Genomic DNA, 19,021 nt, shown 5'->3' with positions numbered 1-19,021 from the left:
GCCCTCCAATTGGGCGTTTTGCCGGCTCGACACCGATCGATCAACCGATTTGAACGCAGGGCAGTCGGCAGTGCTGCCTACGGATTAAGCGTTTATCGAGATCGTCTGCTCGTCTTGGCGGCGCGTCACGCCCACGGCATCGCGATGCGGAGCGCGCGGAGGCCGCGCTGACGGAGTCGAGCGCAGCGCGGCTCCTCCGAGATCGACACCTCATCCCGGCGCCGGGCGCCATCGAACGCGGCGCGGGCCCGGCACCGCCGAGCCCGCCTCAACCAAGCAAATCCGCGCTTAGCCTAGTGTCTCTCAAAAGACTCCCGCCGTCCTGTCATCCCCAGAGCGAGAACGGCCAGAGACCGGCCGTTTTGTGAGGCACTCTTAAGCGTCCTTCTTGCGGCGCGGAGCGCGGCGCTTCTTCTCCACAGCGGGTTCCGGCTCGGCGGCCACCGGCTCGGGCGCCGCCACGACTTCCGCCTCCGGCTCAGCGATCCGGCGGCGCTGCTGACCCAGGCCCAGCGCACGCGCCAGTTCGGAGCGCTGCTCCGAGTAGCTCGCCGAGGTCATGGGGTAATCGTTGGGGAGGCCCCATTTCGCTCGATACTGTTCCGGCGAAAGACCACGCAGGGTGAGATGGCGGCGCAGCGTCTTGTAGGGCTTGCCGTCCTCGAAGCTGACCAGAAAGTCGTGGCTGATCGACTTGCGGATTTCCTGCGGCGTCGCCTTGGGCGGCCCGGTCTCGGCGGTGGGGCGGCCGCTCAGGCTGACCGACCGAATCGCTTCATGCACTTCTCCGAGAAGTTTCGGCAACTCGGCGCTCTGAACGTGATTATTGCTGACATAAGCAGACACGACATCGGCCGTGAGGGTAACGAGGCGGGCTGTCTCCGCATCCTGTTCACTGGTTTCCATGGCGCAATCTTCTATGAGGGGGCTTTAGCTCGAAGACGGTAAGCTCAGGACCGTGGCAGAGCAAGACATCGCGGATGAATTCGAGCGCAGTCAGGTCGAGAAGAACTGAGCGTAGCGTGTGTTTCTATGCAAATCGAATGGAAAAAACGCCGAGCCCGGCCTTCGGGAAAAAAGGATTGTGCCCACCTTGAGGGTGACGCTGACGATCTCAAAGAAATATTTCAAATGATAGAAAGTCTGCGGTCCATTTCAGAAAATGCCGACGTTTCAAAGAGTTGAGATTCCAGATGGTCACCGGATTTCCCCGCGGGCACGACAAAGTTGCCGGCTTTGTGCGACCGCGCCGGGCGCAGTGCGGAAGTCACGCTTTGATTGCGACGTCCTGCCGCAGGAGTGCGTATTTTCTGTGGATTGTCGGAGGTCGGACCGGTCCGCCCGGAAATATCCGGCACGCCAAAGCGTCTTGTGCCAGTTCTCAGCCGACGCGGTGGAGCCTTCACCGGCCAATTCCTAGAGGCCGATTGTCAAAAGACGGACGACAGCCGATGGCCCCTCCTGTCGATTGGCAGATGACTGGCGCTCGCTTCGGTGGCGCGCGCCTCTAGGCCAGCCTGACAATGTTTGTGAGGTGGACTGCCTGGCTCATCGCGTCGATCCATTTGGAGAGCGGATGTCTCCTCATGTGCGGCAGGGACTCGTTGCTCGTCCCGGACAGGCTCTGCACGATGAGCGACGCGCATGATGGATGTCGCTCCGGCCCCGAAAGGCGGCCGCCACCTTTCGCGGGGCGTCCGTCGACCATCCGGTCGGATATCGCTTTGCAGGCACCGTCCCGGCACACGCGGACTGCACGTGCCGGGCTTTCATCGAGCCCCTATCGAGAGCGTATCGGGGCTGAAGCGGCCCAGGGGTCAATCGAGCCCGAGCATGAGCCCGAGATTCTGCACGGCCGCGCCCGATGCGCCCTTGCCGAGGTTGTCGAGACGGCCGACCAGCACGGCTTGGCCGTGGCTGTCGGAGCCGAACACCCGCAGTTCGAGCCGGTCGGTGTCGTTGAGGGCCTCCGGTTCGAGGCGTTCGCGGTGGGCGCCCTCCTCCGCGCCGCGCACGACCTTCACCAGCGGGGTGCCCGCGTACCAATCGGCCAGCGCATCCTCCAGATCGCCCGGCTTCGGGCTGCCGGGAAGGGCGCCGAGATGCAGCGGGATGCTGACCAGCATCCCCTGCCGGAAGTTACCGACGGAGGGGATGAAGATCGGCCGCCGGGTGAGCCGGCTATAGGCTTCGATTTCCGGCAGGTGCTTGTGGCCGAAGCCGAGCCCGTAGAGCTGGAACGGGGCGCCCTCCCCGCGTTCGTAACTCTCGATCATGCTGCGGCCGCCACCGCTATAGCCGCTCACGGCATTGACGCTGACGGGATGATCCGACGGGATCAGGCCGCGTTCCACCAGCGGGCGCAGCAGCGCGATCGCCCCGGTCGGGTAACAGCCGGGATTGGCGACCCGGCGCGCGGCGCGGATCACCTCGGCCTGATCCGGCGTCATCTCGGCAAAGCCGTAGGCCCAGCCCGGCGCGATGCGATGGGCGGTGCTGGCATCGAGCAGCTTCGGGCCGCCTCCGGGCAGGCTGTCGGCGAGCGCCGCGGTCTCGCGGGAGGCGTCGTCGGGCAGGCAGAGCACGGCAAGGTCGACCTCTTCGAGGATCGCCCGCTTCACCCCCGCATCCTTGCGGCTCTCGATCGGAATGCTGACGAGGCGCACCCTTCCCTCGCGCTCCAGGCGCTCGCGGATGCCGAGACCGGTGGTGCCGACCTCTCCGTCGATGAACACCTTCGGGGCGCTGAGGCCGTCGGACATCGCAGATTCCTTAGCATCGGCCCCGATCCGGGCCGGTCTGACACAGGGTGTATTCAGCGCTCCCGGCCGCATCGGGCACGCTTGATGAGACGCTTCTCCGGTGGCGCGGAGGTGGAAGCTTCGTCTTCCCCTGTCAACGCCGCTCCGTCGCCGCTCGCGGTCGCGCCCCATCCTCCCGTGGACGGGAGCCGCGCGGCCGGAACTCACGATGACGCCTCCTGTTGACAGCCGAATGTCGCTCAGGAGGCGAAACCGATGTCAGGCACCGCCAAGAAGACCGATCCGAAGCTGTGGGAGAAGGTGAAAGAGGAGATCACCGAATCTTCCAAGGGCGGCAAGCCCGGCCAGTGGTCCGCCCGCAAGGCGCAGATGGCCACCAGCGAGTACAAGAAGGAGGGGGGTGGCTACGCCGGCAAGAAGTCCGACGACAACCACCTCAAGCAATGGACCGACGAGGAGTGGGACACCAAGTCGGGGAGGGAAAGCGGCAAGACCGGCGAGCGCTACCTGCCCAAGAAAGCGCGGGAGAAGCTGTCCGATACGGAATACAGCCGTTCGACCGCGAAGAAACGCGCCGATTCCGCGAGGGGCAAGCAGCACTCGAAGCAGCCCGCGGATGTGGCGAAGAAAGCGGCTTCTGCCCGCAAGACCGGCGGCAAGACCGGCAAGACGTCGGACAAGGGCGGAAACGCCGGCGCGACGAAGTCCGAACTGATGAAGCGGGCGCGCAAGCAGGACATTCCCGGCCGCTCGAAGATGACCAAGGGCGAGTTGGAGCGCGCGCTGACGACCTGATCGTTTTGCGAGCGATGAGGGATGGGAAGGTGCGAGATCCTCCCCGCCCCTCACGAGCGCTTCTCGGCCCCGGCCACGACGAAGCCCTGTCGTTCGCAGAGCGGACGCGCCGCAGGGCTTCGCGGGAAGCCAAGGAAGGACGCGGCGCGCCCGCTCGGCTCGCATCCTTGGTCGTGCCGGGCCGCCGTCGATACAGCAGGCCCGGCGCCGGCTCTGCCGGACGCGCGCCCGACACGCGCAACGCCGGCTTCCAGCCCGCGCGGGCGAGCGCCGTCATCGTCCGGGGATCGCGGAAGTCTCTCTCCCGGGGTTCAGTCGTCGGACGGGCCGGCCGCCGAGGGTTCGGGCTCGTCGGCAGTGAAGCCTTCGAGCCAATCCAGGCTCTCCTGCGAGCCCGCCTCGTAGGGATTGGCCGAATCGGGCCTGCCCATCGCCTTGGCGACTTTGCCCTCTTCGAAGATCTTGCTCGATACCACGACCATCGACCGATCCTTTCTCGATGTGGGCCAGGAGGTGCGGGACAGGAAGTGGCCGGGCGCGGCCGGAGTTCCCGCCGCCTTCAGGCGGCGGGCTCGGTCCCCCGCGCCGGCTTGGTCTCGGCGCGATGGAGCCGGCTCAGCAGCACCAGCAGCGAGCCCGGCAGCGGCGCTTCGAGCGTGTCCGATGCGAGGATGCCCGCGTTCGTGGCGCGGCGGCGGTCGGGGCGCGGCTCGCGCCTGACGACGACGGGGGAGCGAAGGCGGACGGATCTGGGTGTCATGACGCGATGGGAACTCGAAAAGCGCCTGATGAACGAGACGGAAAAACGCCTCGCGCAATGCCCGGCCATCGCGGCCGACGAGGCGCATGCGTGAGACGCTTTGGAGGATGAGAACGCTGCCTCGCCGATCCGGTTCCGGGGTTTTCGGCTAGGAATTAAACATCATGCCTGTGGATTAAGCATCTTTGGTCTTGCTTGTGCTGTTCTAGGTACGCGCTCCTGCTCGATTGCTCATGAACCGTGCGTCGAAGGGGTCGTGAAGCCCGTGGCCCTCGGCGCGCGCGGATGGTAGAGGGCGCCCCATGCTCGAAGGTCTGCCGCCGCACCGACCCACGCACGTCCTGCGCCTGATCACGGACGAGCCCTCCGCTCGTGCCATGACCGAACTGCTGGGCGAGATGTTCGACCCCATGGAGACGGCGGTGGCCGCCTTCGAGGTCGAAGAGACCGGCGCGTGGCGGTTGGAAGCCTATTTCTCCGAGGAGCCCGACGCGGAGATGATCCGCGACCTGATCCGACCGATGGTCGGCGAGCAGGCCGACGCGGCCCTCTTCGAGACCATCGACCAGCAGGATTGGGTGCGCGCCTCGCTCGAGGGACTGAAGCCGGTTCGGGCGGGCCGCTTCCTCGTCCATGGCGGCCATGACCGTCATCAGGTGCGGGGGAACGACCTCGCCATCGAGATCGAGGCGGCGCTTGCCTTCGGCACCGGCCATCACGGCACCACGCTCGGCTGCCTGCGGGCGCTGGTGGACGAATTGAAGCGGCGGCGGCCGGCCCATGTCCTCGATGTCGGCACCGGCACCGGCATCCTGGGATTTGCCGCCGCCAAGGTGCTTCGCACGCCCGTGGTGGCTGGCGACCTCGACCCGGAAGCGGTGACGACCGCCCGCGGCAATGCCCGCCTCAACGGCCTCGGGCCGTTCATGCGCTTCTATCACGCGCCGGGCGTGCGCCACGCCCTGGCGAACCGCCCGCGCGGCTTCGACGTGGTGTTCGCCAACATCCTGGCCCGCCCCCTCAAGCGGCTCGCACCTTCGCTCACCGCCGTGGTGGCCGATGACGGGGTGCTGATCCTCTCCGGCCTGATCGAACGCGATGTGCCGGGCGTGCTCTCGACCTACCGCCACCGCGGCTTCCATCTCGCCCGCTCCGGCGTCATCGAGGGCTGGGCGACGCTGGTGCTGCGCCGCGGCGGCGCGGCGGCGCGTCTGCGCTGAGGAGCGTGCTTTTTTGGGGCGTGAGCCCCGGAAAGCATCGAGCGGAGCGCAAGCCTAAGCCCGCGGAGGCGGGCGCCGGCGACTGCGGCCAGCCAAAGCCGGGGTGATCGCTTCGTTCGATCGGCATGGAGGAGGGTGTCGCGCGGGCATCCGACGCGGTAGGTTTCCGCCATGACGACGCCCCTGCCCCGCTTCCAGACCTTCGACGATCCGAGCCATGCCAAGGGGCCCGAGCGTATCGAAGCCCTGCGCGCGGCGCTCCGCGAGATCCGCGCCGACGGCTTCGTCGTGCCACGGGCCGACGAGCATCAGTCGGAATACGTGCCGGCCAACGCCGAGCGTCTCGCTTGGCTCACCGGCTTCACCGGGTCGGCCGGCCTCGCGCTGGTCCTGGCCGACGAGGCGGCCCTGTTCGTCGATGGCCGCTACACGCTCCAGGCGCCGGAGCAGGTCGATACCGGGATCATCACCGTGGTGCCCCTTGCCGAGGCGACGCCGGAGGCTTGGCTCGGCACCCACCTGAAGCCCGGCCAAACCCTCGCCTACGATCCCTGGCTTCTCACGCCCGACGGCGTGGCCCGCCTGGAGCGCGCCGCCATCAAGGCGGGGGCGTCCCTGCGCGCGGTGCCGGACAATCTCGTGGATGCGGTCTGGGCCGGGCGGCCCCGGGCACCGGCGGGCCGTGTCGCGGCCCATCCCGATGATCTTGCGGGCGAGACGCGCGGCGACAAGCTCGGCCGCATCCGCGCCGCGCTGGCGGAGAGCGGGATCGACACCCTGGTGATCTCCGATCCCCACAACCTCGCCTGGACCTTCAACCTGCGTGGGTCCGACATCGTGCACACGCCCCTGGCGCTCGGCTATGCGCTGTTGCCCCGCGAGGGGCGGGCTGCGCTCTACCTCACTTCGCCGCAGATCGACGCCGACCTGCGCGCCGCCCTCGAACCGCTGGCCGACCTTCGCCCGCGCAGCGCGTTCGACGAGGATCTCGCCGGGCTGTGCACCGGCGCCGCGCGCGTACGGATCGATTCGGCGACGGGGGCGGCGGCCCTCAAGGATCGCGTCGAGGCCGCCGGGGGCGTCGCCGATGTCGGCGCCGATCCGATCACCGCGATGAAGGCGGTCAAGAACGCGGCCGAGATCGCCGGCACCCGCGCCGCCCACCACCGCGACGGCCTTGCCGTGACGCGCTTCCTCGCTTGGCTCGACCGGGCCGCTGCCGATGGTGTGAGCGAGATCGCTGCCGTCGAGGCACTGGAGGGTTTCCGCAAGGAGGGCGGCCTGCTGCGCGACGTCTCCTTCCCGACCATTTCCGGCTCGGGCCCGAACGGTGCCATCGTCCATTACCGCGTCACCCGCGCCACCGACCGCACGGCGCAGCCCGGCGAACTCTTCCTGATCGATTCCGGGGCGCAATACGCCGACGGCACCACCGACATCACCCGCACCGTCGCCATCGGCACGCCGACGGACGAGATGCGCGACCGCTTCACCCGCGTGCTGAAGGGCCATATCGCCCTCGCCCGCGCCGTCTTTCCCGAGGGAACGACGGGCGCGCAGATCGATGCCTTCGCCCGGATGAGCCTGTGGGAGGCCGGGCTCGATTACGATCACGGCACCGGCCACGGCGTCGGCGCCTTCCTCTCGGTCCACGAGGGTCCGCAGCGCATCGCCAAGACCGGCACGGTGGCGTTGAAGCCCGGCATGATCCTCTCGAACGAGCCGGGCTATTACCGGAGCCGTGCCTACGGCATCCGCATCGAGAACCTGATCCTCGTCGAGCCGCGGACGATCCCCAGCGGCGACCGGACGATGCTCGGCTTCGAGACCCTGACGCTGGCACCGATCGACCGGCGGCTGATCGATCCGGCCGTGCTCGGTGCGCACGACGCGGCGTGGCTCGACGCCTACCACGCGCGGGTGCGTGAGGCCCTGTCGCCGGATCTCGACGGGCCGACGCGGGATTGGCTGGAAGGAGCGACGCGGCCGCTTGGAGAGGCCACGGCGTGACCGAGCCTTCCCGCTCCGCGATCCTGTTCGTGTGCCTGGGCAACATCTGCCGTTCGCCGCTGGCCGAGGCCGCCTTCCGGCAGGAGGCGGCGCGGATCGGTCTCGACGTCACGGTCGATTCCGCCGGGACCGGCGACTGGCACGTCGGCGAACCGCCGGACCCGCGCGCGATCGCGGTGGCGCGGGCGAACGGCGCCGATATCGCGGGCTATCGCGGACGTCAGGTCACGCCGGCCGATTTCGAGCGCTTCGATCACGTCGTCGCCCTGGACCTCGCCAACCTCGCGCGGCTGCAGGCCCTGCGGCCGGACGGGTCGCGGGCCGAGCTGAGCCTGCTCCTCGATCACGTGCCGGGCCGGGCGGGCGAGCCCGTGGCCGACCCCTATTACGGCGCGGAAGAGGGCTTCGACACCACCTGGGCCGATGTGACCGCAGGCGCCCGAGCCCTCGCCCGCCGGATCACGGGAGCGGAATGAAAGACCTCGCCCGGCACGCGGCGGATCTGCTCGGCGTTCCCCTTGCCGAGGCTCGGCCGATGGCGGGTGGCGACCTGTCCCAATGCGTTCGCCTGAGGCTGGAGGATGGGCGCGAGGCCGTGGCGAAGACCGGGCCGGCGCCGCGGGAAGAGGCCCGGATGCTCGCAGCCATCGCTGCGACCGGCGCCCCGGCGCCCGCCGTGCTGGCTGCGGACGCGACGGCGCTCGTCCTCGAATGCCTACCCGATACCGGTTCGGGGCCGGGCACCGACGGCGATCTCGGCCGGGTCGTCGCCCGCCTGCACGCCGCCGAGGGCGAGCGCTACGGCTGGCATGCCGATTACGCGTTCGGCTCCGTCGCCATCGAGAATGCCTGGGACGACGACTGGCCCGCCTTCTGGGGCGAGCGCCGCCTGCTCTGCCATGCCGGACACCTGCCCGCCCCACTGTTCCGGCGGATCGAGGCGCTGGCCCGCGACCTGGGAAACCGCCTTCCGGGACGCCCCCGCTCCGCCCTGCTCCACGGCGACCTATGGGGCGGCAATGTCCTCTATGCCGGCGAGCGGGTCTCGGGGCTGATCGATCCGGCCTGCTATCACGGCCATGCCGAGGTCGATCTGGCGATGCTGAGCCTGTTCGGGCGGCCCGGTCCGGCCTTCCGCGCGGCCTACGGAGCGCCCGAGCCCGGCGCCGCGGAGCGCGCGCCGATCTACAAGCTCTGGCCGGCCCTGGTGCATTGGCGCCTGTTCGGCGACGGCTTCCGCGGCATGGTGGCGGGGTTGCTGGACGCGGCCGGCGTCTGACCGGGCTTTCCTTCGATCCTCGACCGGACGCCGTCTCAGAACATCCCGTTCGAATGGGCGGAGTGTTCGGGCAGGATCTGCAGGACGTCCCAGTGCTCGACGATCCGGCCGCCTTCATCGAGCCGGAAGATGTCGATGGCCGCATAGTCGTGGTCGCCCGGCCAGTGCTGGAGGCAGTGCAGCACGACCAGATCGCCTTCGGCGACCGCCCGTTTCACCTCGACCCGCTTGCCCGGCCACTCGCGCGCCATGCGCTCGAAATAGGCGATGAAGCCGTCCTTGCCGTTCGCCACGTGCGGGTTGTGCTGGATGTAGTCCTCGCCGGCGTAACGCTCGATCGCCTCGCGCGGCCGGCTCTCGTTGAACATCAGTTCGTAGAAGGCGATGACGGTCGCCTTGTTCGTCGCGAGGTCGGTCATGCTGTCTCCGAGCGGGTGAACGGGCAAAGTCCAGCCGCAGCGCGGCCTCACGCCGTTCATCATGCCCGAGCGACGGTTCGCCGTCAGCGCGGCCCCTACTCCGCCGGAGCCGGCATCGGCGACAGGCGCGGCTCGAAGCGGCCGCCCTCCGTCGGCTTCATCTCGACGCGCCGGTCGTGATGCTTGTGCAGGGTCGAGCGGTGGCCGATCGAGACGATGGTCGTGCCGGGCATCGTCGCGCGCAGCGTCCGATAGATTTCGGCCTCGGTGTCCTCGTCGAGGGCGGCGGTCGATTCGTCGAGGAACAGCCAGTCGGGCTTGGCCAGGATCGCCCGCGCGATGGCGAGGCGCTGCTGCTCGCCGCCCGACAGGCGCCGGTCCCAGGTATCGACCTCGTCGAGCTTGTCCGCGAGCTGGGGAAGCTGGGCGGCGTTGAGCGCATCGCGGATCTCCTCGTCGGAGAACCGGTCGATCGGATTCGGATAGGCCACCGCGCCGCGCAGGGAACCGAGCGGGATATAGGGCCGCTGCGGCAGAACCAGCGCCGACTGTCCGGCCGGCACGTCGACCCGGCCCTTGCCGAACGGCCAGATCCCGGCGATCGCCCGGAACAGGGTCGACTTGCCCGAGCCGGAGGGGCCGGTGACCAGGGTCGCTCCGCCTTTCGGCAGTTCGAGCGCGCCCGCATGGACGATCTCGCGGCCATCGGGCAGCGCCAGCGTCAGGTCGCGGGCGGTCACGCCGCCGGCGGTCTCGTTGCCGTTGGCGAGGCCGTAGCCGGCGCCGGCCAGAGCCTCGGCCTGGGTCATCGCCCGCTTGAACGAGCCGAGACGGATGGTGTTCGCCTTGTAGGCGGCGAGGATGGTGTAGGACGTGATGAAGAAGTTCAGCGAGTTCTGGACGTTGCTGAACGCATTCGAGGTCTGCTGCAGGGCGCCGAGGGTGATCTTCTTGGCAAAGAAGGACGGCGCGGCGATGACGAGCGGGAAGATCGCGCTCAACTGGCGGTAGCTGAAGGTGAAAGCGATCAGCTTGATGCGCCGGAAGATGATGCCGACGTAGTTGTCGACGATGGCGTGGAACAGGGTGGAGAGGCGGGACGCCTCGGCCCGTTCGCCGCGCAGCAGGGCGATCTGCTCGGAATAGATGCGGTTGCGCGCCAGGGCGAAGCGGAAATCCGCCTCGACCTGCTCCTGCCGGTAGTCGAGGCCGATGAGCGGCTTGCCGATGAGGTGCGTGAGCCAAGTGCCGACCACGGCGTAGGCGATCACCAGCCACACGAGGAAGCCCGGGATCACGGCGTCGGTGAACGGCAGCACGAAGTCGCGCGAGAGCGTCCACAGGATGACGATGAAGGAGACGAGCTGCGCCGCCTGCGAGAGCAGCCGGGTCGAGAGGGTCGTGGTCTGGGCGATGAAGTTGTTGACGTCCGACTGGATGCGCTGATCCGGGTTGTCGGCGTGCTCGTCGACGAAGGGAATGCGGTAATGCGTGCCCTCCCCGAGCCAGCGCTCGTAGAGATTGTGAGTGAGCCAGGTGCGCCAGCGGAGCTGCAATCCGGCATCGACATAGATGTCGAACATGCCGATCACGACGTTGAGGATCGCCAGCGGCACGAAGATCCAGCCGAGCTGATACCAGAAGCTTGGTGCGTCGAACTCCTGCAGCGCGTTGTACATGTCGCGGTAGAAGAAGTTGAACCGCAGCGTCAGCGCCACGTCCGCGAAGCTGACGAAGATCGACAGCGCCACGAGGTTGCGGCCGATCTGGCCCTCGGTGCGGCCGAACCGGCGGAACATGCCGACTTCCCGGCTCGGAGTGTCGTGGCTGGCGAAATAGGGGTCGGCGATCAGGGTGATGTCGCGGATCGGCTTCCAGTGCGAGACGGCGAGCACGATGGCGGCGAACACCACGGAGCCGGTCGCGGCGAAATCCGGCGGCAGCAGCGCCGCGACGACGCCCGGCAGGGCGCCCATCGCCGCCAGGGTCTTGGCGCCCGCCAGCAGCAGGTAGCCGACGCCGTAGACCGAGATGAAAATCTTCAGGTAGGCCGAGAGGCTGTTCGAGGCGATGAGGATGCCCGCCATCGCGAAGCCGGCGAGCGAGACGTAGAGTGGCGGGCTCGGAATCCCCGGCATGGCCAGCAGCAGGAGGGCGACGAGTGCCGTCAGCACCGCCTGGATGCCGAGCCTGCTCTTCAATGCGGCCACGCGGGTCGTTCCTTCTCGCTGCACCGGCCCTGCCCATCCTCGTATCGAATGGCGCGCCGACGGACGGGTTCAATCGCCGAATGCGGCGGCCCTGGCTATCCGTCGTGGCGAGAACGTGGCGCGCAGCCGCGCCTGTCACGTGAATTTTCGGTCATGTCGAGAAGTGGGGCTGTCGCCAGTCAGTGCCGCACGCCGCCGGGTGCGACACCATGAACAAGTTTTCCGACGACTTTTGAAACGATGGCCGGGTGTGCCTCCCAGCCCCTCGGTCCTCAGTTCGCGTCCCAGTTCCAATCACCGTAATCCGGCTCGCGGCAGCGGTAGCCGATCGGGCATTGCGGGTTGTCGCGGGTCGGGACGAAACGCAGCTCGGCGATTTCCGTGAGTTCGCAGAAACTGCGGTCGCGCACGAAGCGCTCGGGCGGGCGCCCGCCGAAGCTGAGCGTCGCCGCGCCTTCCGCCTTCACCAGAGCCATCGCTTCCACGCAGGTCGGGCGCGCCGTCTGCGTGCGCGGCTGGGCCATGGCGGGAGCAAGGGCAAAGGGCGACAACAGCAGGGGCGCCAGTGCCGAGCCGAGAACGGCGAGGGTGACAGGTTTCATCACAGGGGTACGGTCGACGGCCGTTGCGGCCGCTAAGCTTGACCATGGCAGGTTCCGCTTGCGGCGGGAAGGGGTTGCCGTGCCTCTGCCGCAATCCCGGCGTCTATCGCGGAACGTGGGCCACGACGGCCTTGAGTCGTTTTAGGAAAAGTGCCGTGTGGTGCGGGCGGCCCGGGTCGACGATGCGGCCGGCCGCATGGCGCCGTTTTCTGAAACATCGTCTCGGACGCGAGAATGCTGATATCAGGAGCGCAAGCCGAAGAGGCGGCGAGAGGGGCGGCGGCAGAGCCGATGACGGCAGACGGTGCGCAGGAGGCCGGCGGGACCGATGTTGGGGCACGGGAGGTGACGTCCGCGGCCCTGTCGCGGCGTCTCGCGATCCCGGTGATCCTGGCCGCGGGCTGGGGCGCCCTGTTCGCTTATACACTGATCGTGCTCACCGATGACGGGTCCGTGGCGGCGCCCGCCGGTCAGATCCGATTCGCGGCGACCGACGGCATCGACGTCCCGGAGGTGCGGTTGCCCGAGCCGGAGCGGCCGGCCATGCCCACCGCCAACCCGCCGCGGGTGCTGACAGTCGCCGCGCCCGCACCACCGCTGGAGACGGTGGTCCCCCCCGCCGAGCCGCGGCCCGCCGCGCCGCTGGTGGAGCGCGCCGCCTTCGTCGGCATCTGGGGGCCGACCCCGGTGGCCTGTGGCCAGCGCCAGCGCCGCCGCGGTTTCCTGCCCGCCACGATCACCGAGGACGGCGCCAAGGCCGGGCGCACCATCTGCCGCTTCCGCAACAACCGCCGCGAGGGCAGCGCCTGGACCATGGCCGCCGATTGCAGCGAGCGCGGTCGCCGCTGGACCTCCCAGGTCCGCCTCCTCGTCGAGCATGACCGGCTCACCTGGACGAGCGGCAAGGGCCAGGCGAACTACATCCGCTGCGGGCGGAGATCCGACTGAGGCGCCGCTAGGCCGCCCGATGATCGATGAAGCGCCGCCCCAGCGCGCGAGCCCGAAACACGACCCGCTCCGGCACGAAGCGCCAAAGGCGCTCTGCGCCATCCATCCGTTCGTCCTCGTGCGGATCGAGCACGACTTCGGTGCGTCCGCTCATCTGCAGCAGATCGCCGGTCGCGAAATCCGGAAAGACCAGTCCCGCCCGCGGGTTCGCTAGCAGGTTGCCCAGCGTGTTGAAGAAGCGGTTGCCGGCATAGTCGGGCACCGTCAGGCTGCCATCCGCGCCGACCCGCACGAAGCCGGGCGGCCCTCCCCGGTGCGAGACATCGACCTGCCGCCGGCCCCCCGCATCCTCGACGAAGCTCGCCACGAAGAAGGTGTCGGCCGCCGCGATGAATCTCCGCGCCACCGGATCGAGCCCGTTCGACAGGACGGAGCGGGGCCGGGCCGCCTCCTCTCCGAGGCGGGGGCCTTCATGCCGACGATGGATGTATTGCGGGCAATTCCCGAAACTCTGCTCGACGCGGATCGCGAAGCCCTCCGGTCCCGTGCGCTCGACGCTTCCGTTCAGGCGGTTGCGGCGGCGCGTCGCCAGTTCGATGCCGAGCAGGGCCACGCCGTCGCCGTCCTCCAGCCCCGCCTCGGCGGGATCGTCCGGCTCGCGGCGCCCGTCCACTCTGAGCCGAAACGGGTCCGGCGCGTGGAGGAAGCCCGGTTCGCCCTCCCGCAACGTCGCCCAGGGGCAGCCCTCCCCATCCACGCTTCCCAGGACGGCGAAGGGCAAGAGCGGAAAGAACGCCCGGTGCTGCTCGGTCAGGTGATCGCGGATCACCCGCGGGCCGAGTTCGGCCATCCGGCCGGCCATGCCGACACGCTCTTGGATCGCCACCTCGCCCCGGTGCCAGGGGGAGGATGCGGCTTGCCCGTTCATGCGGAGTCTCCCGTCGCGTTCAGGCCGACCGGCGAGGCCGGGAGTGACACGAAGCCGGGCAACGCCTCGATGCGGGCGAGCCAGGCACGGACGTTTTCGTAAGGCGCGAGATCGACGTTCCCCTCGGGCGCCGCGGCGATGTAGCTGTAGAGCGCCACATCGGCGATGGTCGGACGGTCGGCGGCGAGCCAATCGCAGGACGACAGCTCCGCGTCGATCAGCGCCAGAATCCTGTGGGCGCGGGCGATCACCTCCCCCGTATCGAAGTTGGCGCCGAACAGCGTGACGAGGCGGGCGGCGCAGGGGCCGAAGGCGATCGGCCCGGCCGCGACGGAAAGCCAGCGCTGCACCCGCGCGGCTCCGGCCGCATCCTCCGGCAGCCAGTCGCTGCGCCCGAGCTTCTTTGCGAGATAGACGAGGATGGCGTTGGAATCCGGCACGATCGTCCCGTCGTCGTCGAGGACGGGGACCTGCCCGAACGGGTTGATCGCGAGGAAACCCGGCGATCGGTTCTGCCCCCCGGCAAAATCGACCTCGACGGTTTCATAGGGCTGGCCGACCAGCGACAGGAACAGGCGTGCCCGGTGGGCATGGCCCGAGAGCGTCAGGCTGTAGAGCTTCATCGCGTCGTCTCCTCCCGGCCCTGGGATCGGCCGCGAACTCGATCAAACTCCTTCTTCCTGGCGCAGTGAACCGGCATTGTCGGCATGCGACTGTTGCGTTGAGCGGAACAATCGCCACTCTGCTCCTCACGGGAAGGGGCTGTCATGGACCGGCTGCAGGGAATGCGGGTGTTCGTCCGGGTCGCCGAGAGCGGCGGCTTCGCCGGCGCGGCGCGCGCACTGGCCATGAGCCCGGCCGCGGTCACCCGCTCGGTGGCGGCGCTCGAAGCCGCGATCGGGGCACGGCTGTTCATCCGCACCACGCGCTCGGTGAAGCTCACCGAGGCGGGCGCGCGCTATCTGGAGGATTGCCGCCGCATCCTGTCCGAAGTCGCGGAAGCGGAGGCCGCCGCTGCGGGCTCGACCGCGACGCCGACCGGTGTCCTGACGCTGACGGCGCCGGTACAGTTCGGCCGGCTCTACGTGCTGCCGGTGGTGACCGATTATCTCGCGCGTCACCCTGCGGTGGCGGTCCGCGCCTTGTACCTCGACCGGATCGTCAACATGATCGAAGAGGGCATCGATGTCGGCGTGCGGATCGGGCATCTGGCCGATTCCGGGCTCACGGCGATCCGTGTCGGCAGCGTGCGACGGGTCGTCTGCGCCGCACCGAGCTATCTCGAGCGGCATGGCGTGCCCGAAACACCGCACGACCTGCGCGATCATGCGGTGGTCGGCTCGTCAAACCCCGGTGCCCTGCCGGAATGGCGGTTCGGGCCCGAGCGGCGCACTACGGTCAGCGTCCATCCCCGGCTCGTCTGCAACACGGTCGATGCGGCGCTGGCGGCGGCCCTCGACGGTTGGGGGATCGCGCGTCTGCTGTCCTATCAGGTCGCGCCGGCGGTGGCGGAAGGGCGCCTGCGCATCCTCCTCAGCGAGGACGAGGAGGCGCCGGTTCCGATCCACGTCGTCAGCCCCGAGGGACGGCGGGCGCCGGCCAAGACCCGCGCCTTTGTCGATCTCGCCGCGGCGCGGCTGCGCGCCGATCCACGGGTCAACCCGGCGACCTGAGGCAGTGGGAGGGGCCCCCCTCAGTACACGTCCGCCTGATAGCGCCCGCTCTTCTTCAGGGCGGCGAGGTAGGCCACGGCCTCGTCGGGGTTCTTGCCGCCGAACTGGGCGGCGACGTCGATGATCGCCCGCTCCACGTCCTTGGCCATGCGCTTGGCATCGCCGCAGACGTAGAAATGGGCGCCGCCCTCCAGCCATTTCCACAGCTCGGCGCCGTTCTCGCGCATCCGGTCCTGCACGTAGGTCTTTTCCGTGCCGTCGCGCGACCAAGCGAGCGAGAGGCGGGTCAGCACCTTGTCGTCCTTCAGGCCGTTCAGCTCGTCTTTGTAGAAGAAGTCGGTCGCCTGCCGCTGGTGGCCGTAGAACAGCCAGTTGCGGCCGGGCGCCTTCGTCGCCGCCCGCTCGCGCAGGAACGAGCGGAACGGCGCGACGCCGGTGCCGGGGCCGCACATGATCACGTCCTTGCCCGCATCCGCCGGCAGGCCGAAACCGTGCGCCTTCTGCAGGTAGATCCGGACCTTCGTCTGCTCCGGGAGACGCTCGCCCAGATGCGTGGAGGCGACGCCGAGGCGCAGGCGCGAGCGATGGTTGTAGCGCACCGCATCGACGGTGAGCGAAACCCGGCCCTCGTCCATCTTCGGCGAGGAGGAGATCGAGTAGAGCCGTGGCTGCAACTCGTCGAGCGCCTCCAGGAAGACCTCGGCATCGGGGCGCGCACCGGGGAATTTGTGGAGCGCGCCGAGCACGTCGAGATGCTGCGCATCGCCGTCCGGATCCTCGCCGGCCGCCAGCGCCTGCGCCTTCTTCCGGGCGGCACCCGAGGTGAGGAGCGAGAGGAGCTGGTAGAGGTTGTCCGGCGCGGCACCCAGGGAATACTCGGTCAGCAGCCGGTCGCGCAGGGTCTTGCCCGCGATCATCCGCTCGGGCCGCGTGCCGAGTTCCGCGATCACCGCATCGACCAGGGCCGGGGCGTTGGCGGGGAACAGGCCGAGGGAATCGCCCGCCTCGTAGGTGATCGGCGTGTCCCGCAGGTCGATCTCGATGTGCCAGGTCTCCTTCTCGCCGCCCGGCGCGTTGAGGCGCGTGCGCGAGAGGAAGGTCGCCTCCACCGGGTTCTCGCGGCAGAAGCCCAGCGGTCCGAGTTCCGGTTCCTTCTTCGGAGCGTCGCCCGCCTCCGCCTTCGGAGCGGAGGCCGCGCCGCCGGAGGCGCCGAACTCCTCGTCGAGCTTCTTGAGCATCCGGAGGGTCTCTTTGCCGCCGGGCTGGCAAAGGTTCAGCCGCTCCTCGCTCTTGAGGAAGATCGCGTTGGCGTAGTCCGCGCAGTTGTAGCCGCACTGCCCGCAATCCTGCTGGGCCATGGCGGCCATCAGCTTCTGCGGCTCGGAGCGGTCCTTGGCGATCGCCATCCGGTCGTTGATCGGCATCGACGGGTCGTGCCAGGGCGCGTCGTCGTTGTCGGCGAGCTTCGGACCCGTGGACGGCGCCTCGCCGGGGCCGAGCGCGGTGGCGCCTTCCACGGCAGGGCCGAGGAGCGCGGCGAAGTAGCCTGACAGCCAGGAGCGCTGGTCGGCGTTGAACGGGGCGCTTTCAGGGATGAGAACGAGCGGGGGCGCGACGTGCTGGGTCATGCGGCGGCCTTGAGGGCGGGTTGTTCTTCGGCGGCGTCGCGCAGGGCCTCGGGGCCGGTGCGCGCGGTGAAGGCCTGGAAGCTCTCCTCCGGGCCAAGGCGGCGGGCGAGATAGGCGTTGAGCAGCGCCTCGACGCGCGAGGGCACGTCGTCGGCCTTCACCGCCTTCCAGATCTCGGTGCCGATCTTCGGGTTTTCGGCAAATCCGCCGCCGACCACGACGTCGTAACCCTCGACGGTGTCGCCCTCCTCCGAGACGACGACCTTCGCGCCGATCAGGCCGATATCGCCGATGTAGTGCTGGGCGCAGGAATGGTGGCAGCCGGTGAGGTGCACGTTCACGGGCACGTCCAGCGCCGGCACGGTCCGCTCGACATGGTCGGCGATGACCATCGCGTGACCCTTGGTGTCGGCGGCGGCGAACTTGCAGCCGCGCGAGCCGGTGCAGGCGACGAGGCCGGAGCGGATGCCGGCGGCCTTCACCGTGAGCCCGAGCGCGAGCACCCGGGCCTCGACCTCGGCCACCTTCGCGTCCGGCACGCCGGAGAAGATGAAGTTCTGCCAGACCGTCATGCGGATCTGGCCGTCGCCGCATTCCGCGGCGATCTTCGCCAGCCCGCGCATCTCGTCGGTGGTCATCTTGCCGACGGGAAGCACCACGCCGACCCAGTTCAGACCGGGCTGGACCTGGGCATGAACGCCGACATGGCTGAAGCGGTCGGTCGGCCGGCGCGGCGCGACGTGGGCGGCGTCGACCCGGTCGAGCTTGCGCCCGAGCTTCTCCTCGACGGCGGCGATGTACTTGTCGACGCCCCAGGCGTCGAGGACGTACTTCATCCGGGCCTTGTTGCGGTTGGTCCGGTCGCCGTTCTCGATGAAGACCCGGATGATCGCGTCGGCCACAAGGTTGCAGTCCTCGGGCCTGAGGACGATTCCGGTGTCGCGGGCCAGATCCCTGTGGCCCGAGATGCCGCCGAGCACGAGGCGCATCCAGACGCCCGGCGCGACCGCGGCGCCCTCCAGCACCTCGATCGCCTGGAAGCCGATGTCGTTCGTCTCTTCGAGCGCCGGCATCACGCCGCCGCCGTCGAAGGAGACGTTGAACTTGCGCGGCAGACCGTAGAGCGAGCGGTCGTTCAGGATCCAGTTGTGCCAGGACTTGGTGAGCGGACGGGTGTCCAGCAGTTCCTGCGCGTCGATGCCGGCGGCGGGCGAGCCGGTGACGTTGCGGATGTTGTCGGCGCCCGCGCCCTGCGCGGTCAGGCCGAGATCGATCAGCCCGTCGAGGAAGGGCTGGGCGTGCTCGGGCGCGATCTCGCGCACCTGCAGGCCCGCGCGGGTGGTGACGTGGCTGTAGGCGCCGCCATGGGCGTCGGCGAGGTCGGCGAGACCGGCGAACTGCCAGTGGTGCAGGATGCCGTTCGGAACCCGGATCCGGCACATGTAGGAGGTCTGGGTCGGCGCGACCCAGAACATGCCGTGGTAGCGCCAGCGGAAATTGTCCTCGGGCTTGGGCTGCTTGCCTGTGGCGGCCTCCGCCTTCAGGCGGTTATGGCCGTCGAACGGGTTCTCGGCCCGTTTCCACTTCTCCTGGTCGCAGAGCTTGCCGCCCTCCTTCACGGTGCGGATCTGCGCCTTGATGTGGATCGCGTCCGGGCCCGTGGGCTCGGCGGGCGCGCTCGCCGGGGCTTGGCCCGCGGCGAGGCCGCCGGTCATCCGGGCCGCGGCGATGCCGGAGGCGAAGCCCTCCAGGTAGCGCTTCTGCTCGGCGTCGAATTCGTCTGCCAT

At 69.1% G+C, this 19,021-nt stretch carries 18 protein-coding genes; 7 read left to right on the top strand and 11 right to left on the bottom strand.

Annotation, left to right across the window (positions count from 1 at the left end; all coding sequences use genetic code 11):
* Positions 1-375: 375 nt before the first annotated feature.
* Positions 376-906: a MucR family transcriptional regulator gene (locus E4V01_RS08065; protein ID WP_135297996.1), complete on the bottom strand. Its 531-nt coding sequence runs from the start codon at positions 904-906 to the stop codon at positions 376-378.
* A gap of 911 nt (positions 907-1,817) precedes the next feature.
* On the bottom strand, positions 1,818-2,762 hold the full coding sequence (gene argC, locus E4V01_RS08060) for an N-acetyl-gamma-glutamyl-phosphate reductase (RefSeq protein WP_135297995.1): 945 nt from the start codon (positions 2,760-2,762) through the stop codon (positions 1,818-1,820).
* A gap of 255 nt (positions 2,763-3,017) precedes the next feature.
* Here argC and E4V01_RS08055 point away from each other — a divergent pair, with 255 nt between their 5' ends.
* Positions 3,018-3,557: a hypothetical protein gene (locus E4V01_RS08055; RefSeq protein ID WP_060771735.1), complete on the top strand. Its 540-nt coding sequence runs from the start codon at positions 3,018-3,020 to the stop codon at positions 3,555-3,557.
* 311 nt (positions 3,558-3,868) lie between these two features.
* On the opposite strand, the gene E4V01_RS25635 is transcribed toward E4V01_RS08055, so the two are convergent.
* Positions 3,869-4,039: a hypothetical protein gene (locus E4V01_RS25635; protein ID WP_193763169.1), complete on the bottom strand. Its 171-nt coding sequence runs from the start codon at positions 4,037-4,039 to the stop codon at positions 3,869-3,871.
* 77 nt (positions 4,040-4,116) lie between these two features.
* Complete coding sequence (locus E4V01_RS08045) at positions 4,117-4,317, bottom strand: hypothetical protein (RefSeq protein ID WP_060771736.1); 201 nt, start codon at positions 4,315-4,317, stop codon at positions 4,117-4,119.
* 302 nt (positions 4,318-4,619) lie between these two features.
* Between E4V01_RS08045 and E4V01_RS08040 the strand changes: the two genes are divergently transcribed.
* The 4 genes from E4V01_RS08040 (at position 4,620) to E4V01_RS08025 (ending at position 8,826) form a co-directional block, all read left to right on the top strand.
* A complete protein-coding gene (locus tag E4V01_RS08040; RefSeq protein WP_135297994.1) occupies positions 4,620-5,537 on the top strand; it encodes a 50S ribosomal protein L11 methyltransferase in 918 nt (305 codons plus the stop codon).
* Between the two features lie 171 nt (positions 5,538-5,708).
* Entirely contained in the window at positions 5,709-7,547 is a 1,839-nt protein-coding gene (locus E4V01_RS08035; protein WP_135297993.1) for an aminopeptidase P family protein, read from the top strand.
* Positions 7,544-8,023, top strand: a complete 480-nt coding sequence (locus E4V01_RS08030) for a low molecular weight protein-tyrosine-phosphatase (protein ID WP_135297992.1) — start codon at positions 7,544-7,546, stop codon at positions 8,021-8,023. Before E4V01_RS08035 ends, E4V01_RS08030 begins: the two co-directional genes overlap by 4 nt.
* Positions 8,020-8,826 (top strand): fructosamine kinase family protein, encoded by an 807-nt coding sequence (locus E4V01_RS08025; RefSeq protein ID WP_135297991.1) that lies wholly within the window; start codon positions 8,020-8,022, stop codon positions 8,824-8,826. Before E4V01_RS08030 ends, E4V01_RS08025 begins: the two co-directional genes overlap by 4 nt.
* 35 nt (positions 8,827-8,861) lie before the next feature.
* Here E4V01_RS08025 and E4V01_RS08020 read toward each other — a convergent pair whose 3' ends face one another.
* From E4V01_RS08020 to E4V01_RS08010, 3 genes are all read right to left on the bottom strand, one after another.
* Entirely contained in the window at positions 8,862-9,245 is a 384-nt protein-coding gene (locus E4V01_RS08020) for a nuclear transport factor 2 family protein (protein ID WP_135297990.1), read from the bottom strand.
* Positions 9,246-9,340: 95 nt separating this feature from the next.
* Positions 9,341-11,455 (bottom strand): ABC transporter ATP-binding protein/permease, encoded by a 2,115-nt coding sequence (locus E4V01_RS08015; RefSeq protein WP_060771741.1) that lies wholly within the window; start codon positions 11,453-11,455, stop codon positions 9,341-9,343.
* Positions 11,456-11,727: 272 nt separating this feature from the next.
* Positions 11,728-12,057, bottom strand: a complete 330-nt coding sequence (locus tag E4V01_RS08010) for a hypothetical protein (RefSeq protein ID WP_135297989.1) — start codon at positions 12,055-12,057, stop codon at positions 11,728-11,730.
* 291 nt (positions 12,058-12,348) lie between these two features.
* Here E4V01_RS08010 and E4V01_RS08005 point away from each other — a divergent pair, with 291 nt between their 5' ends.
* Positions 12,349-13,005, top strand: coding sequence for a hypothetical protein (locus tag E4V01_RS08005; protein ID WP_193763168.1), 657 nt, complete (start codon positions 12,349-12,351; stop codon positions 13,003-13,005).
* 7 nt (positions 13,006-13,012) lie between these two features.
* On the opposite strand, the gene E4V01_RS08000 is transcribed toward E4V01_RS08005, so the two are convergent.
* Entirely contained in the window at positions 13,013-13,933 is a 921-nt protein-coding gene (locus tag E4V01_RS08000; protein ID WP_135297988.1) for a pyridoxamine 5'-phosphate oxidase family protein, read from the bottom strand.
* Positions 13,930-14,556, bottom strand: coding sequence for a glutathione S-transferase family protein (locus tag E4V01_RS07995; protein ID WP_135297987.1), 627 nt, complete (start codon positions 14,554-14,556; stop codon positions 13,930-13,932). Before E4V01_RS07995 ends, E4V01_RS08000 begins: the two co-directional genes overlap by 4 nt.
* A gap of 144 nt (positions 14,557-14,700) precedes the next feature.
* On the opposite strand from E4V01_RS07995, the gene E4V01_RS07990 reads away from it, so the two are divergent.
* A complete protein-coding gene (locus E4V01_RS07990) occupies positions 14,701-15,606 on the top strand; it encodes a LysR family transcriptional regulator (RefSeq protein WP_135297986.1) in 906 nt (301 codons plus the stop codon).
* Positions 15,607-15,626: 20 nt separating this feature from the next.
* On the opposite strand, the gene E4V01_RS07985 is transcribed toward E4V01_RS07990, so the two are convergent.
* Both E4V01_RS07985 and E4V01_RS07980 read right to left on the bottom strand, forming a co-directional pair.
* Complete coding sequence (locus E4V01_RS07985; protein WP_135297985.1) at positions 15,627-17,234, bottom strand: sulfite reductase subunit alpha; 1,608 nt, start codon at positions 17,232-17,234, stop codon at positions 15,627-15,629.
* Positions 17,231-19,021 (bottom strand): NirA family protein, encoded by a 1,791-nt coding sequence (locus E4V01_RS07980; RefSeq protein WP_135297984.1) that lies wholly within the window; start codon positions 19,019-19,021, stop codon positions 17,231-17,233. The genes E4V01_RS07985 and E4V01_RS07980 overlap by 4 nt, the downstream gene beginning before the upstream one ends.

Origin of the sequence: Methylorubrum sp. Q1 (genome assembly GCF_004683995.1) — a bacterium.
Lineage (GTDB): Bacteria > Pseudomonadota > Alphaproteobacteria > Rhizobiales > Beijerinckiaceae > Methylobacterium.
Note: the sequence above shows the minus strand (reverse complement) of the source record. Positions and strands in the feature narration are given on the sequence as shown.